This is a genomic window from Bartonella sp. AP72JLCBS (assembly GCF_042195705.1).
Taxonomy (GTDB): Bacteria; Pseudomonadota; Alphaproteobacteria; order Rhizobiales; family Rhizobiaceae; genus Bartonella.
Window position 1 is genome coordinate 225,551 of sequence record NZ_JBHIOU010000001.1, and the last position, 13,427, is coordinate 238,977.

14 protein-coding genes are annotated in these 13,427 nt (G+C 36.6%); 7 read left to right on the plus strand and 7 right to left on the minus strand.

Features of this window, described 5'->3' with window-relative positions; genetic code table 11:
* Entirely contained in the window at window positions 1–798 is a 798-nt protein-coding gene (locus tag ACFILO_RS00810; protein ID WP_273790170.1) for a ParA family protein, read from the plus strand.
* A gap of 41 nt (window positions 799–839) precedes the next feature.
* Window positions 840–1,736 carry a ParB/RepB/Spo0J family partition protein gene (locus tag ACFILO_RS00815; protein ID WP_375612765.1) on the plus strand — a complete coding sequence of 299 codons (897 nt, stop codon included), beginning with the start codon at window positions 840–842 and terminating at the stop codon, window positions 1,734–1,736.
* A gap of 23 nt (window positions 1,737–1,759) precedes the next feature.
* Here ACFILO_RS00815 and ACFILO_RS00820 read toward each other — a convergent pair whose 3' ends face one another.
* From ACFILO_RS00820 to dapF, 7 genes are all read right to left on the minus strand, one after another.
* A complete protein-coding gene (locus tag ACFILO_RS00820; protein ID WP_375652373.1) occupies window positions 1,760–2,227 on the minus strand; it encodes a hypothetical protein in 468 nt (155 codons plus the stop codon).
* Between the two features lie 196 nt (window positions 2,228–2,423).
* The gene (locus tag ACFILO_RS00825) at window positions 2,424–2,921 is read right to left on the minus strand and encodes a hypothetical protein (RefSeq protein ID WP_375612763.1); all 498 of its coding nucleotides are present in this window, start codon (window positions 2,919–2,921) and stop codon (window positions 2,424–2,426) included.
* 2 nt (window positions 2,922–2,923) lie between these two features.
* Window positions 2,924–3,685, minus strand: coding sequence for a hydroxyacylglutathione hydrolase (gene gloB, locus ACFILO_RS00830; RefSeq protein ID WP_375632111.1), 762 nt, complete (start codon window positions 3,683–3,685; stop codon window positions 2,924–2,926).
* Between the two features lie 62 nt (window positions 3,686–3,747).
* Window positions 3,748–4,434: a septation protein A gene (locus ACFILO_RS00835; RefSeq protein WP_375632110.1), complete on the minus strand. Its 687-nt coding sequence runs from the start codon at window positions 4,432–4,434 to the stop codon at window positions 3,748–3,750.
* A complete protein-coding gene (gene ftsY / locus ACFILO_RS00840) occupies window positions 4,431–5,684 on the minus strand; it encodes a signal recognition particle-docking protein FtsY (RefSeq protein ID WP_375611333.1) in 1,254 nt (417 codons plus the stop codon). Before ftsY ends, ACFILO_RS00835 begins: the two co-directional genes overlap by 4 nt.
* A gap of 14 nt (window positions 5,685–5,698) precedes the next feature.
* Window positions 5,699–6,982 carry a tRNA (N(6)-L-threonylcarbamoyladenosine(37)-C(2))-methylthiotransferase MtaB gene (gene mtaB, locus ACFILO_RS00845; RefSeq protein ID WP_375677707.1) on the minus strand — a complete coding sequence of 428 codons (1,284 nt, stop codon included), beginning with the start codon at window positions 6,980–6,982 and terminating at the stop codon, window positions 5,699–5,701.
* A complete protein-coding gene (dapF, locus tag ACFILO_RS00850; RefSeq protein WP_375632108.1) occupies window positions 6,982–7,833 on the minus strand; it encodes a diaminopimelate epimerase in 852 nt (283 codons plus the stop codon). Before dapF ends, mtaB begins: the two co-directional genes overlap by 1 nt.
* A gap of 225 nt (window positions 7,834–8,058) precedes the next feature.
* On the opposite strand from dapF, the gene ACFILO_RS00855 reads away from it, so the two are divergent.
* The 5 genes from ACFILO_RS00855 to sucD all read left to right on the plus strand — a co-directional run bounded on the left by ACFILO_RS00855 (window position 8,059) and on the right by sucD (window position 13,345).
* Window positions 8,059–8,604 (plus strand): AprI/Inh family metalloprotease inhibitor, encoded by a 546-nt coding sequence (locus ACFILO_RS00855; protein WP_375620904.1) that lies wholly within the window; start codon window positions 8,059–8,061, stop codon window positions 8,602–8,604.
* Between the two features lie 98 nt (window positions 8,605–8,702).
* Window positions 8,703–9,902, plus strand: coding sequence for a cell division protein ZapE (gene zapE / locus ACFILO_RS00860; RefSeq protein ID WP_375677708.1), 1,200 nt, complete (start codon window positions 8,703–8,705; stop codon window positions 9,900–9,902).
* A 289-nt stretch (window positions 9,903–10,191) separates the two neighbouring features.
* Entirely contained in the window at window positions 10,192–11,154 is a 963-nt protein-coding gene (mdh, locus tag ACFILO_RS00865) for a malate dehydrogenase (RefSeq protein WP_375628541.1), read from the plus strand.
* Between the two features lie 88 nt (window positions 11,155–11,242).
* Window positions 11,243–12,439, plus strand: a complete 1,197-nt coding sequence (sucC, locus tag ACFILO_RS00870) for an ADP-forming succinate--CoA ligase subunit beta (RefSeq protein WP_375612755.1) — start codon at window positions 11,243–11,245, stop codon at window positions 12,437–12,439.
* 3 nt (window positions 12,440–12,442) lie between these two features.
* Window positions 12,443–13,345, plus strand: a complete 903-nt coding sequence (gene sucD / locus ACFILO_RS00875; protein WP_375612754.1) for a succinate--CoA ligase subunit alpha — start codon at window positions 12,443–12,445, stop codon at window positions 13,343–13,345.
* Window positions 13,346–13,427: the final 82 nt, after the last annotated feature.

Consider the following 13,427-nt stretch of genomic DNA (forward strand, 5'->3'; position numbering starts at 1 on the left):
ATGAGCGAAACACGAATTATCGCTATTGCAAACCAAAAGGGTGGAGTCGGAAAAACAACCACAGCAATTAATCTTGCTACAGCTTTAGCGGCTATTGGTGAAAATGTCCTTATTATGGATGTTGATCCACAAGGTAATGCTAGTACAGGTTTAGGGATTGATCGTAATAGCCGTCCTTTATCTTCTTATGATGTTTTGGTTTCGGGCGTTTCAATTACACAGGCGGCTTTAAAAACAGCCGTACCCAATCTTTATATAGTTCCTTCTACACTTGATCTCTTAGGTGTGGAAATGGAAATTTCTTCATCAAAAGATCGCATACAACGCTTACGTAAAGCTCTCTATGATGATCCGGAAATGGAAAAAAAATTCAATTATATTTTAATTGACTGTCCTCCCTCCCTTAATCTTTTAACACTTAATGCTATGGGGGCTGCGGATTCTGTTTTAGTGCCTATGCAGTGTGAATTTTTAGCACTTGAAGGTTTAAGTCAATTACTTGAAACAGTAAAACAAGTGCGATCCGTACTTAATCCATCTTTAGAGATCCAAGGTATTGTTTTAACAATGTATGATGGACGTAATAACCTTTCAAATCAAGTTGTTGAAGATGTACGCTCTTTTATGGGAGATAAAGTTTATCGTACTGTTATTCCACGAAATGTAAGAGTATCAGAAGCGCCTTCTTTTGGCAAACCTGTATTGCTTTATGATCTTAAATGTGCTGGGAGCCAAGCTTATTTGCGTCTAGCATCAGAAATGATTCAACGTGAAAAACAAGCACGTGCTGCTGCTTAAAAATGTAAAATTTTTTGTAAGAAAACTCAAAGAGCAAAATTATGAACGATGATCTATCAAAAAAAAGACTAGGACGTGGATTAGCGGCATTGATTGGAGATATCAATTTAAACAACAATATTGCACGTTCATCAAGCTTTGATAAATTAAATGAATCCGGTAGTCTTTCTGAGCGATTTATTTCTATTGAATCTATTTCATGTAATCCTCACAATCCTCGGCGTCATTTTACTGAAACAGAGCTTGATAATTTGACACAATCAATTCGTCAACACGGTGTGGTTCAACCGGTTATTGTGAGGCCTTTAAGAGATCATCCTCATCGGTTTGAATTGATTGCGGGTGAACGGCGCTGGCGTGCAGCACAACGTGCAAATTTAAGTCAATTACCCGTTATTATTCGTGATGTGGACGATAAAACGGCTTTGGAATTGGCAATTATTGAAAATGTTCAACGTGCAGATCTTAATCCTATCGAAGAAGCAAAGGGATATGAGATGCTTCTAAATGAACATGATTATACGCAAGTAGATTTAGCGCAAGTTATAGGAAAAAGTCGTAGTCATGTTGCAAATACGCTTCGTTTGTTAAAACTTCCAGAAAAAGTACAACAATTCTTAACTGATGGACAACTTTCTGCAGGTCATGCACGTTGTCTTATAACCGTTGATGATCCACAAAATTTAGCTGAGAAAATTATTCGTGAAGGGCTTTCAGTACGTCAAACAGAAATACTTGCATATGAGCAAGCTAATCCTAAAACTAAAAAGCGTACCAATACGGAGAAAGATGCTGAAACAAAATCTTTAGAAAAATTACTTGCAGATGTGATAGGAATGAAAGTTATTATTCGACATGGTAAAAAAGGTGGAGATTTAAAAATACATTACTCTTCATTAGAACAATTAGATGAAATTTGTCGGCGTTTACAAAGTTAATCAATTGTTCTAAAAAGATTTTTTTAACAGGTATCTTTTAAAATTTTTATTATTCTATACATATGCTCTTTAGCAAATTCTATATTTCTTGCAGGTAAAGAGTTTTTTTCATAAGTAGAATTTTCTTCATCAGTAAGTACATACAATGTCGCTTGAAGTGCTAGGTGAGCAACAACAAAATCTTTCGGTGTTATATTATTTTCTTTTAAAATATTTACAAGTTTTGGATTATTAAAAATATAGGAAGCGTCTTTTTCAATATTATCATCATAAGTACTGAGATCACTTTTTGTATTTGTTTGTTCTGGTTCTGAAGATAAATTTCTACATTCTGCTTTGATTTTTTCCAGCTTTAAAAGAATATCTTCTGTTAAGGGATAATTTGCAATGAAAGGCGGTATAAAAGAAGGATCATCTATTTCTTGTTTTTTTTCTTGAGCGTATGATACAAAAGGAAAAATGAAGAAAAAACACAATAGAAGTTTAAACATGACGAAAAATTATCCTTTCTTTTTTGAATTTCAATAAATATTTTTCCGTCTGTTATTCTTTATTTTTAGAAAAACATTTGTAAATATAATCGAAATAAAAACAATTATTAGGAATGGTAAAAACACGGTGTTTTTTTAATGCACATACTTTTTTATTAGATTAATGGGATGATATTTTTTAATGTCTCATAGCTGATTAGTTGCTCAAAATGAGTTTTTCACAGCTATTTAAAAGAATTGTTGCTTTGTAAAAATGTTTTTTAACAAATTCAAGATTGTTTAGAAATATAGTATTTTTCTCAGTAGAATATTCCTTTTCAGGTACAAATATGAGAAGCGCTGATATTTCTTTAAGTGCTAAGGTTCCCGCAGCAAAATCTTTCGGTGTTATATTATTTTCTTTTAAAATATTCACAAGTTTTGGTTTACTAGAAATATAGGTAGTGTAGTTTTCAATACTAGAGTGGATACTAGAATCATAAGTTATAAGATTATTTTTTGTTTCTGGAAGTAAGTTTTTACATTCTTTTTCAATTTTTTCCAGCTTTAAAAGAAAATCTTCTGTTAAGGGATAATTTGCAATGAGAGGTGCTATAAGAGAAGAATTATCTGTTTCCTTTTCCTCTGCCATTGTTTGTTGAATATGTATCACGAAAAGAAAAAGCAGGAACAAACGTAATACGAACTTACGCATGGTTAAAAATTGTCCTTTCTTCTTCGAACTTCAGCAAAAACTTCTTCATCTGTTTTTTCTTCCATTACAAGGTTCTTTCGCAATACACTATCATCCCAGCGGAGAAAGGGATTGGTGGCTTTTTCTTGCCCTAAGGTTACTGGTAAAGTCATAGCGTTTTTTGCACGTAGCAAAAAAACTTCCTCTATTCTTTGGTGGAGTTTTTTATTATGTGGGTCAATTGTTAGTGCGAAAAGAGCGTTATTTTTTGTATATTCGTGTCCACAATAGAGAAGTGTTTCATCAGGAAGTTTACGAAGTTTTTTTAAAGAATTCAGCATTTGTGCTGGTTTTCCTTCGAAAAGACGTCCACAGCCCAATGAAAAAAGTGTATCTCCAGCAAAGAGTAAATTCTTTTCAGGAAAATAGTAAGATAATGCGCCTAGAGTATGACCAGGTGTTGAAAGAGCTAAAAGAAGGTGTGAGCCAAAAGAAAAACTTTCATCAGGTTGAAGTGTTTTATCAAGATGATTGATCTTTTCTTTTTCTGCTTCTGGTCCGATAACCGTAGCGTTGTAAACTTGTTTTAATTCTGATAGGGCTTCTACATGGTCGTGATGATGATGAGTTACAAAAATAGTGTTAAGTGTCCAATTGTGGCGCTTTAAGGCATTGTGAATCGCTTTGCCTTCAGGAGCATCTATTGCAGCTGTCATACCACTTTTTTCATCATGAAGGAGTACACCGAAATTGTCTTCTCGACAAATAAACTGTTCAATCAACATATTTTTTCTCCCGAACAGTGTTTGGCGATGAATCTATAAAATAATCGGTAGTGATGATTTTTTTAAGAATCAGATTTGTCCTCTTCTGTAAAAAGTCCTTTTGAATGTTTTATAATTATAGGCATTTGGGTAAGCATGAAAAGGACTGTTATAGGCATGACGCCAAATACTTTGAAACTTGTCCAGAAATTATCGCTAAAATTACGCCAAATTATTTCATTCAAAATGGCAAGAAAAATGAAAAAAAACGCCCAACGATAGGTAAGTTTTTGCCAACCTAAATCATCAAGTTTTAAGGTAGAATCAAGAGCATAACGTAAAAGTGGTTTTTTAAAAAACATCCCTCCAAAAAGTATAAAAGCAAATAAGCTATTAATGATTGTTGGTTTCATTTTTATGAAAGTTTCATTATGAAGCCAGAGAGTTAGAAAGCCAAAAACTAAAACAAATATTCCTGAAATAAGAGGCATAATAGGAATTTGTTTTGCAAGGATCCATGATAAGCTTAGGGAAATAATAATAGCCACCATAAAAATAGCTGTTGCAGGGAAAATAGGCTTACTAAAATTTTGAAAAAATCCAATGTTTTTTATCAGCCATTCTCCCTTATAATTGGCAAAAAAGAAGGCAACCAATGGACCCATTTCCAAAAGAAACTTAAGTGTTGGTGAGAGAGAAATTTTTTTATTGTTATTCATCTTTTTTTCAGAATTATTGTGTAAATTAAGATTAGATAAAGGCTGTTTCATGCGTGTTTTCCTGCAATAGTTTCGGCAAAGTCAGAAGCAGAAAAGGGTTGAAGGTCTTCAATATCTTCTCCTATACCGATAAAATAAACGGGTAATTTATATTTTGCTGCGATAGCGACAAGAATTCCTCCTCGTGCAGTCCCATCTAGCTTTGTCATAACTAAACCATTAACACCAGCAATATCACGGAAAATGTCCACTTGGTTGAGTGCATTTTGTCCGGTTGTTGCATCAAGAGTTTGAAGGATTGTGTGGGGTGCTTGGGGGGTGTGTTTTTTTAAAACACGAATAATTTTTGCCAACTCATCCATTAATTCAGATTTATTTTGTAAACGCCCTGCTGTATCAATAATTAATACATCACTGTTTGTTTTTTTTGCTTTTTCATAAGCATCAAATGCTAAGCTGGCGGCATCTGCACCCAATTTTGTCGAAATAACAGGAGAATTGGTACGTTCACCCCAAATGTGTAGTTGCTCAATAGCAGCGGCTCGGAAAGTATCACCTGCTGCCAGCATAACTTTTAATCCCCCTTCTGTTAATTTGGCTGAAAGTTTTCCAATAGTTGTCGTTTTTCCAGTGCCATTTACACCTACCAGCAAAATAACATGAGGTTTATGGCTGAGATCAAGTTCTAATGGTATTGCAACAGGTTCCAGAACTTTTTTGACCTCATCAGCTACAATAGTATGAATATCATCTGGGGAGAGGTTTTTTCCGTAACGACTGGAAGCTAAAGTATTTGTGATGCGTGTTGCCGTCTCTACACCTATGTCAGCTTGGATAAGAATATCTTCGAGCTCTTGCAATGTATCTTCATCAAGTTTTCTTTTAACAAAGAGATCGCCAATTGATCCGCTTAGGCGTTGTGAAGAAAGGGATAGGCCTTTTTTAAGGCGCCCAAACCACGCTGTCTTTTTTTGTTCAACAGAAGGTTCAGATAAAATTTCTTCATTCTTTTTTTCACGGATGTTGTCTGTGACAATAATTTTACCAGAAAAGGGAATTTTATCAGAATGGGATTCTAGAAATGGAGATTTTTCATCATATTTTGTAAGTATTGACTCTGGATTTTTTGTTTGTTCTTCTTTTTCTGTGTTTATAGAGATTTGATTATTTTTTGTCTTTTCATTTTTGTCTTTATTTTCTTCTATTATATCGCTTTTATCAGGAATAGAAATCTGTTGTTCAATTTCTTGCTCTTGAGATTTGTTAAAAGAGAATATTTTTTTTATAAAAGATTTAGTCATAAGAATTCTCCTGCTCAAGCAGCGTTTAATTTTGGAGGGACAGCAATCAATTTATCGCCATCATGATCAACGATAAGGGCTTGAACAATTGTTCCTGCTTTTGCACCTTTAACTTGTACAAGAGTATAATCTTCTGTTCGTCCGATTTCATCTTTTTCAACGAGAATTGTTTGTAGACTGTTTTGTAAATGAGCAAGATGCTTTTGGTAAGCCATATCACCTGCTTTACGCAATTTTTCAGCACGCAGCTTAACTATTTTACGGTTGATTTGTGGCATACGTGCGGCAGGTGTTCCTTCTCTTGGACTAAAGGGGAAGACATGGAGATGGGTTAAATTACAATCTTTGATTAAGGCAAGACTATTTTGAAACATCTCTTCTGTTTCTGTAGGAAAACCAGCAATTAAGTCGGCACCATAAACCATTGTAGAACGTTTGGCACGCAATTCTTGGCAAAATTGAATGGCATGTTCGCGCAGATGACGCCGTTTCATCCGTTTTAAAATCATATTATCACCTGCTTGCAAAGATAAATGCAAATGGGGCATGATTCTTGTTTCATAAGCTAAAAGATTTATGAGTTCTTCGTCTGCTTCAATAGAGTCAATAGATGAGAGGCGTAATCGGGCTAAGTCAGGGACATGATGCAAAATAGCTGAAGTTAATTTTCCTAGAGTAGCTTTTCCAGGAAGATCGTGGCCATAACTTGTAAGGTCAACACCTGTAAGGACCACTTCTTGGATACCCCCACCTATCAGCTTTTTAATTTGTTCTATGACAGCACCCATGGGAACTGAACGAGATGGTCCTCGTCCATAAGGAATAATGCAAAATGTACAGCGGTGATCGCATCCGTTTTGTACCTGTACAAAAGCGCGGGTGCGCTCTTGTATTGCACCGACCATATGTGGAGCAATTTTTTGTACTTCCATAATGTCATTGATATGCACCTTTTCAGAATGATTAATACCAAAATCAGGAAGTTGACGATAAGAATGAGCGTGAAGTTTATCTTCGTTTCCTAAAACAAGATCCACTTCTGTCATTGAGGCAAAATTTTGTGCTTCTGTTTGGGCTGCACACCCTGTTACAATGATACGCGCATGAGGATTTTCACGTCTTGCTTTGCGGATAGCTTGTTTTGCTTGTCGTACGGCTTCGGCAGTGACAGCACAGGTATTAAAGATAATAGCACCATCTTTAAGTTGATCTAGCCCTGAAGAAGTACTTTCTTTGCGAATGATTTCCGATTCGTAGCTATTAAGTCGACAACCAAAAGTTACAATTTCTATTGCCATCAGGAGTGATCCTTTTTGTAGCACCCTGTTAAAGGGCTTAAAAAACCACTAAAGTGATATTTAATTGGTCCTGTCATGATAATATGATCGTCTTTTCGGTAAAAAATATTAAGTGTTCCCTTTGGTAAATTTACATCAACATGGCGCTCTGTAAGTCCACGACGATAAGCAGCCACTGCACTTGCACAAGCAGCACTCCCACATGCTTGTGTTAATCCTGCCCCTCGCTCCCATGTACGTAAATTTAGACTTTTCTTTGACGTTATGCAAGCAATGGAAATATTGCACCGTTCGGGAAACAGGGGATCATGTTCAAGTTTTGGCCCATATTTTTCTAATGGAATATGTTGAATATCATTTTCAACAAAAAAGATAGCATGGAGATTGCCAATGGATATGAGACAAGCGTCTTTTAGGGGACCAGCCATAATTTCTACGTGATTGGTATCAACTATTTCACGTGAAACAGGCATCTCTTTTGCATTGAAATTTGGGCATCCCATATCAACAGAAATGAGATTATCGGTTTGGTATTTTCCTTCAATAATTCCAGCGGGAGTTTCTAAATGAAATTTTTCACCAAAATTGTGATCTTTAAGCCATGCGATGACACAGCGGGTACCATTGCCACAAGCTTTAGCCATTGATCCGTCGGCATTCCATATTTCTATGCGGAAGTCGGTTTTTTTCTGGGTTGGTGTGTGGATAGCCATGATTTGATCAAAATGCATTTCAGGATCTGCCGACAAAGCAAGGATTGCTTGTGGTGTAAGAGCGTATGTGCTTTCACGCATATCAACAACAATAATTTGATTTCCAAGACCGTCCATTTTGCTAAATGGCGTTTTCATGAAACTTCTCTATTTCTAATGATTACTTATAAAAAGATATATGACTGAAAATATTATAAATTTCTAGTGTTTAATAAATATAAAATTGGGCACATAAATTATTTCTTTTAAAATAAGTGATTTTAACCTGTTTTTTTTAATTTGTTAATTTATCTTTGTAACTATAACAAATATTCGCTTAATTTTTTTGTGAACTTATTTATTGTCGTGGGAGAGAGTACAGACATGGCGTTTTCAAAAGTTTCGTTTTTCGTTGCACTATCAACTGTAATGTTTTTAGGGGGATGTTCAACAACACGGTTTGATGGTAATGACGATGGTAACGCATTAGAAGTTTTTTATCCATCTCAACAAATGACAATATTAGAAGCGTCTGATCTGTCGTCTACTTCTTCGTCGATATCTGAAGATGCAAACGCTCCGATGTATGAAAAAGGAGATTCTCAGAGCGATGGACGAATGGCTAGTCTCGAATTGCCAAGTAATGCCACTGATTTATTTCCTGCAAGTGTTGCTGGGGTGTGGAATCTTTCTATGGGAGGAAAAGTTTGCCGGATTGCAACTCCACAAACAAAGTTTGGACAAGGGTACCGTGCTGGTCCTTTACACTGTCCAGGAATTGCTTCCCAAGTGAGATCGTGGGCTGTTAAAGGAAAAAGATTATATTTTTATAATAACTCTGGACGTGTTATCCTCGTTCTTTATTCTTCAAATGTTGATCGTTTTGAGGGACGTACACTTGATGATCATCCCGTTATTTTAAGTCGTTAAATCATTTTTGATCGTTTATGACAAACTAAACTAGACGGACAGATTCTTGAAAAGTATTTGTATTTTTCATTGAGATCGGTTTGAAAAAGGTTTTTTGGATGATTCTCGTTTCAACACGTTATAAGGAGCTTGTCGCTAAAGGAGAGGTTTGTTTTGATCCCGCTCAATTAGCTATAACAGAATATTTTGATCATTTATTAAAAAAAATTGCGGAACAAAATATCTCTCATCCTTTGCCTTGGATATTTTGCTCTTTCTTTAACAGAATATTTAAAAGGAAAAAACAAAATATTTCTTGTGTTGTAAAACAAGGAGATGAAACAGGTTTTTTTCAGGGACTGTATATTTATGGTGAAGTAGGACGGGGCAAAACCATGCTGATGGATTTGTTCTTTTCTTGTTTGCCTAAAGGTCATAAAAAGCGTGCCCATTTTAATGATTTTATGGCTGATGTGCATGAGCGTATTAATTTTTATCGTCAAGCATCTGGGTGTGCAAAATTTAAACAAGATAATCCTATTTTAGCTGTTGCTGAGGATCTTGTACGAGAAGCAAAAGTACTTTGTTTTGATGAGTTTAGTGTAACGGATATTGCTGATGCTATGGTATTGGGGCGGCTTATTTCTGCTCTGTTTGATAAAGGAATTTTCTTTATTGCAACCTCAAATGTGGCGCCGGATAACCTTTATTGTAACGGTTTGAATCGTGAGCTCTTTTTGCCTTTTATTCAAGTTTTGAAAGCATATGTTCGTGTTGTTAATCTTGATGCAAAAACAGATTATCGCCTTGAAAAATCAAATCTACAACAGGTGTATGTGTCGCCGTTGGGGGTCCCGGCAAATGAATATATGGATCAAGCATGGACACTTGTATTGCAAGGACATAAGGAGACATCTGATGAGCTTTCTATAAAAGGGCGCATTATTCCTATTCCGCGCTTTGGTGCAGGATGTGCTCGTTTTGATTATGGGGATTTATGTGAAAAGCCTTTGGCCGCGGCTGAATATTTGTTATTAGGGAAGCGTTATCATACGATTTTTATTGATAATGTACCGGTCATGGATGATACATGTCGCAATGAAACAAAACGGTTTATTTTGCTTATTGATATTCTTTATGAGCGCCACATACGGTTGTTTATGTCGGCAGCCGCAGGGATAGGGGCTTTGTATAAAGGGCATGCGCAGATTACGGAAACATTTGAATTTCAAAGAACACAATCACGTCTTTTCGAAATGCAAAGCTACGATTATTTAAAACTTTGGGAAGAACATTTTCTTTTGAAGAAGAAGCATTGATTATACTTTTACCTTTACGTAAACTGTCAAAACAATAACTTTTTGAAATTAAAGAAATATAATAATTCTGTTGTATTTTTTTAAAATTCACTTTATCGATACATCGTGATAATTTTCTAATAGTTGTTTCAGCGGAGGGTTGTTGTTTCTGTAAGGAGATAAATTTGTAAATTTCATTTCTTTACTCCTTTTTATGATATTGTTTGAATATGGTTGAAGTCAAAAATATTCAGTATACGGACGTTGATTGGGTGTGCGCTGAATTATCTAAAAGTTAGGAAAAAATAAAATGGCACGGAAAAAAATAGCTCTCATTGGTTCAGGTATGATTGGTGGTACTTTAGCACATATTATTGGGCTTAAAGAGCTTGCTGATGTGGTCTTATTTGATATTACAGAAGGTGTGCCACAAGGTAAGGCTCTAGATATAGCCGAATCTTCTCCTGTTGATGGTTTTGATATCAGTCTAAAAGGTGCTAATGCTTATGAAGCAATTGAAGGTGCTGATGTTGTTATTGTAACAGCAGGCGTTGCGCGAAAACCTGGTATGAGTCGTGATGAACTTTTGGGCATTAATTTAAAGGTTATGGAACAAGTTGGAGCTGGAATTAAAAAATACGCTTCTTCAGCGTTTGTTATTTGTATTACCAATCCCCTTGATGCGATGGTGTGGGCATTGCAGAAATTTTCAGGTCTCCCTACACATAAAGTGGTTGGTATGGCTGGTGTTCTTGATTCAGCGCGTTTTCGTCATTTCTTATCTGAGGAATTTAAGGTCTCTATTAAAGATGTGACAGCGTTTGTTTTAGGGGGCCACGGTGATACAATGGTTCCTCTCGTGCGTTATTCAACGGTTGGTGGTATTTCTTTGCCTGATCTTATAAAGATGGGCTGGACAACACAGGGAAGAATTGATCAAATTATCCAGCGTACCCGTGATGGCGGTGCAGAAATTGTTGGTTTGTTAAAAACAGGTTCTGCTTATTATGCACCAGCAGCTTCTGCTGTTTCTATGGCTGAGGCCTACCTAAAGGATACTAAGCGTGTTGTGCCTGTTGCAGCTTATCTTTCAGGAGAATATGGGGTTAATGATACCTATGTTGGGGTACCTGTTGTACTTGGTGCAGGTGGTGTTGAACGAGTCATTGAAATTGATCTTGATAAAGAAGAAAGAGGTGCTTTTGATCATTCAGTAAATGCGGTTAAAAAGCTTTGTGAAGCTTGTATTGCTCTTGTACCTAGTCTCAAGTAAATTGAACAAGATTTAATTCATTAAAATAAGTATTTAGAATATTAAAACTTTAGGATTAATAAGATCCATAAAAGAAAAGGACAAATGCATGAATATCCATGAGTATCAGGCCAAACGTCTGCTTCATGAATATGGAGCACCAATTGCAAATGGTGTCGCTGTTTATTCTGTAGAGCAAGCTGAAAAATGGGCGGAAAAATTGCCCGGACCTCTCTATGTGGTTAAAAGTCAGATACACGCTGGTGGTCGTGGTAAGGGTAAGTTTAAAGAACTTGGTCCTGATGCAAAGGGTGGTGTTCGGCTTGCACAATCTGTTGAAGAAGTTGTTGCAAATGTTCAAGAAATGCTTGGAAAAACTTTGGTAACCAAACAAACTGGTCCAGAGGGTAAGCAGGTCAACCGCCTTTATATTGAAGATGGTGCCGATATTGAACGGGAGCTTTATCTTTCACTTTTGGTTGATCGTAGCGTTGGTCGAATTGCTTTTGTTGTTTCAACAGAAGGTGGAATGGATATTGAAACGGTTGCTGAAGAGACACCAGAAAAAATATTCACGCTTCCCATTGATGCTGTAGAGGGTGTTACTTCTGCTGATTGTGCAAGACTTTGTGATGCGTTGAAACTACAAAGCAGTGCGCGAGAAGATGGTGAAAAGCTTTTTCCGATTCTCTATAAGGCATTTTGTGAAAAAGATATGAGCCTTTTAGAAATCAATCCGCTTATTGTGATGAAAGATGGTCACTTGCGTGTTCTTGATGCGAAAGTTTCTTTTGATAATAATGCTCTGTTTCGTCATCCAGATATTTTAGAATTGCGCGATCTTTCAGAAGAAGATCCAAAGGAAATAGAAGCATCAAAGCATGATCTTGCTTATGTTGCTCTTGAGGGTACGATTGGTTGCATGGTTAATGGTGCTGGGCTTGCTATGGCAACAATGGATATCATTAAGCTTTATGGAGCAGAGCCAGCGAATTTTTTGGATGTTGGTGGTGGAGCATCAAAAGAAAAGGTGACAGCTGCTTTTAAAATTATTACGGCCGATCCAAATGTTAAGGGCATTTTGGTTAACATTTTTGGTGGTATTATGCGTTGTGATGTCATTGCTGAAGGTGTGGTTGCTGCTGTTCGTGAGGTTGGTTTAAAGGTTCCCTTGGTTGTTCGTCTTGAAGGTACTAATGTTGAGCAAGGTAAAGCAATTATCAATGAGAGTGGTTTGAATGTTATTCCTGCTGATGATTTAGATGATGCTGCCCAAAAAATTGTTGCAGCCGTGAAGGGAGCTTAAGCTATGTCAATTCTTGTGAATAAAGAGACAAAAGTTCTCGTTCAAGGGCTTACAGGAAAAACAGGAACATTTCATACAGAACAGGCGCTTGCTTATCATGGTACGCAAATGGTTGGTGGCGTTAATCCTAAAAAGGGTGGAGAAACATGGGAAGGTTCAAAAGGCGAAACTCTTCCTATTTTCGCTAATGTTGCAGAAGCAAAAGAAAAAACAGGTGCAGATGCTTCCGTTATTTATGTTCCTCCTGCAGGGGCTGCGGCAGCTATTATAGAGGCTATAGAAGCTGAAGTTCGTTTAATTATCTGTATTACGGAAGGTATTCCCGTTATGGATATGGTTAAAGTGAAGGCGCGATTAGAAAACTCAAAGTCTCGTCTTATTGGTCCTAATTGTCCCGGTATTCTTACTCCAAATGAATGTAAAATTGGTATTATGCCTGGTTCTATTTTTAGAAAAGGTTCTGTTGGGGTTGTCTCGAGGTCGGGAACTTTAACTTATGAAGCCGTTTTTCAAACGAGTCAGGAAGGTCTCGGACAAACAACTGCTATAGGGATTGGTGGCGATCCTGTTAAGGGCACTGAATTTATTGATGTGTTGGAAATGTTTTTAGCGGATGATGAAACCGAGTCTATTGTTATGATTGGTGAGATTGGTGGTTCTGCTGAAGAAGAAGCAGCACAGTTTTTGCAAGATGAAGCAAGAAAAGGTCGTAAAAAGCCAGTTGTTGGCTTTATTGCTGGCCGTACGGCTCCTCCAGGACGTACAATGGGACATGCTGGTGCTGTTATTTCTGGTGGTAAAGGTGGAGCAGAAGATAAAATTGCGGCAATGGAATCAGCAGGGATTCGTGTATCTTCTTCGCCATCACAGATAGGTAAGACTTTGATGTCAGTTTTGAAAGGCTAAAAGAAAGTTTCACCTGAATAAGAAAAGGTTCTTAGATTCAGGTGAAAAAGCTTGAGTATAAAAAGGTAAAACTTTTTTGAAT

What these genes read in the sequence shown, in the direction of transcription:
- mdh (WP_375628541.1), top strand. Translation starts at nt 10,192, where the DNA reads ATGGCACGGAAAAAAATAGCTCTCATTGGTTCAGGTATGATTGGTGGT.
- gloB (WP_375632111.1), bottom strand. Translation starts at nt 3,685, where the DNA reads ATGTTGATTGAACAGTTTATTTGTCGAGAAGACAATTTCGGTGTACTC.
- ACFILO_RS00825 (WP_375612763.1), bottom strand. Translation starts at nt 2,921, where the DNA reads ATGCGTAAGTTCGTATTACGTTTGTTCCTGCTTTTTCTTTTCGTGATA.
- zapE (WP_375677708.1), top strand. Translation starts at nt 8,703, where the DNA reads ATGATTCTCGTTTCAACACGTTATAAGGAGCTTGTCGCTAAAGGAGAG.
- ACFILO_RS00820 (WP_375652373.1), bottom strand. Translation starts at nt 2,227, where the DNA reads ATGTTTAAACTTCTATTGTGTTTTTTCTTCATTTTTCCTTTTGTATCA.
- dapF (WP_375632108.1), bottom strand. Translation starts at nt 7,833, where the DNA reads ATGAAAACGCCATTTAGCAAAATGGACGGTCTTGGAAATCAAATTATT.
- ACFILO_RS00835 (WP_375632110.1), bottom strand. Translation starts at nt 4,434, where the DNA reads ATGAAACAGCCTTTATCTAATCTTAATTTACACAATAATTCTGAAAAA.
- mtaB (WP_375677707.1), bottom strand. Translation starts at nt 6,982, where the DNA reads ATGGCAATAGAAATTGTAACTTTTGGTTGTCGACTTAATAGCTACGAA.
- ftsY (WP_375611333.1), bottom strand. Translation starts at nt 5,684, where the DNA reads ATGACTAAATCTTTTATAAAAAAAATATTCTCTTTTAACAAATCTCAA.
- sucD (WP_375612754.1), top strand. Translation starts at nt 12,443, where the DNA reads ATGTCAATTCTTGTGAATAAAGAGACAAAAGTTCTCGTTCAAGGGCTT.
- sucC (WP_375612755.1), top strand. Translation starts at nt 11,243, where the DNA reads ATGAATATCCATGAGTATCAGGCCAAACGTCTGCTTCATGAATATGGA.
- ACFILO_RS00815 (WP_375612765.1), top strand. Translation starts at nt 840, where the DNA reads ATGAACGATGATCTATCAAAAAAAAGACTAGGACGTGGATTAGCGGCA.
- ACFILO_RS00855 (WP_375620904.1), top strand. Translation starts at nt 8,059, where the DNA reads ATGGCGTTTTCAAAAGTTTCGTTTTTCGTTGCACTATCAACTGTAATG.
- ACFILO_RS00810 (WP_273790170.1), top strand. Translation starts at nt 1, where the DNA reads ATGAGCGAAACACGAATTATCGCTATTGCAAACCAAAAGGGTGGAGTC.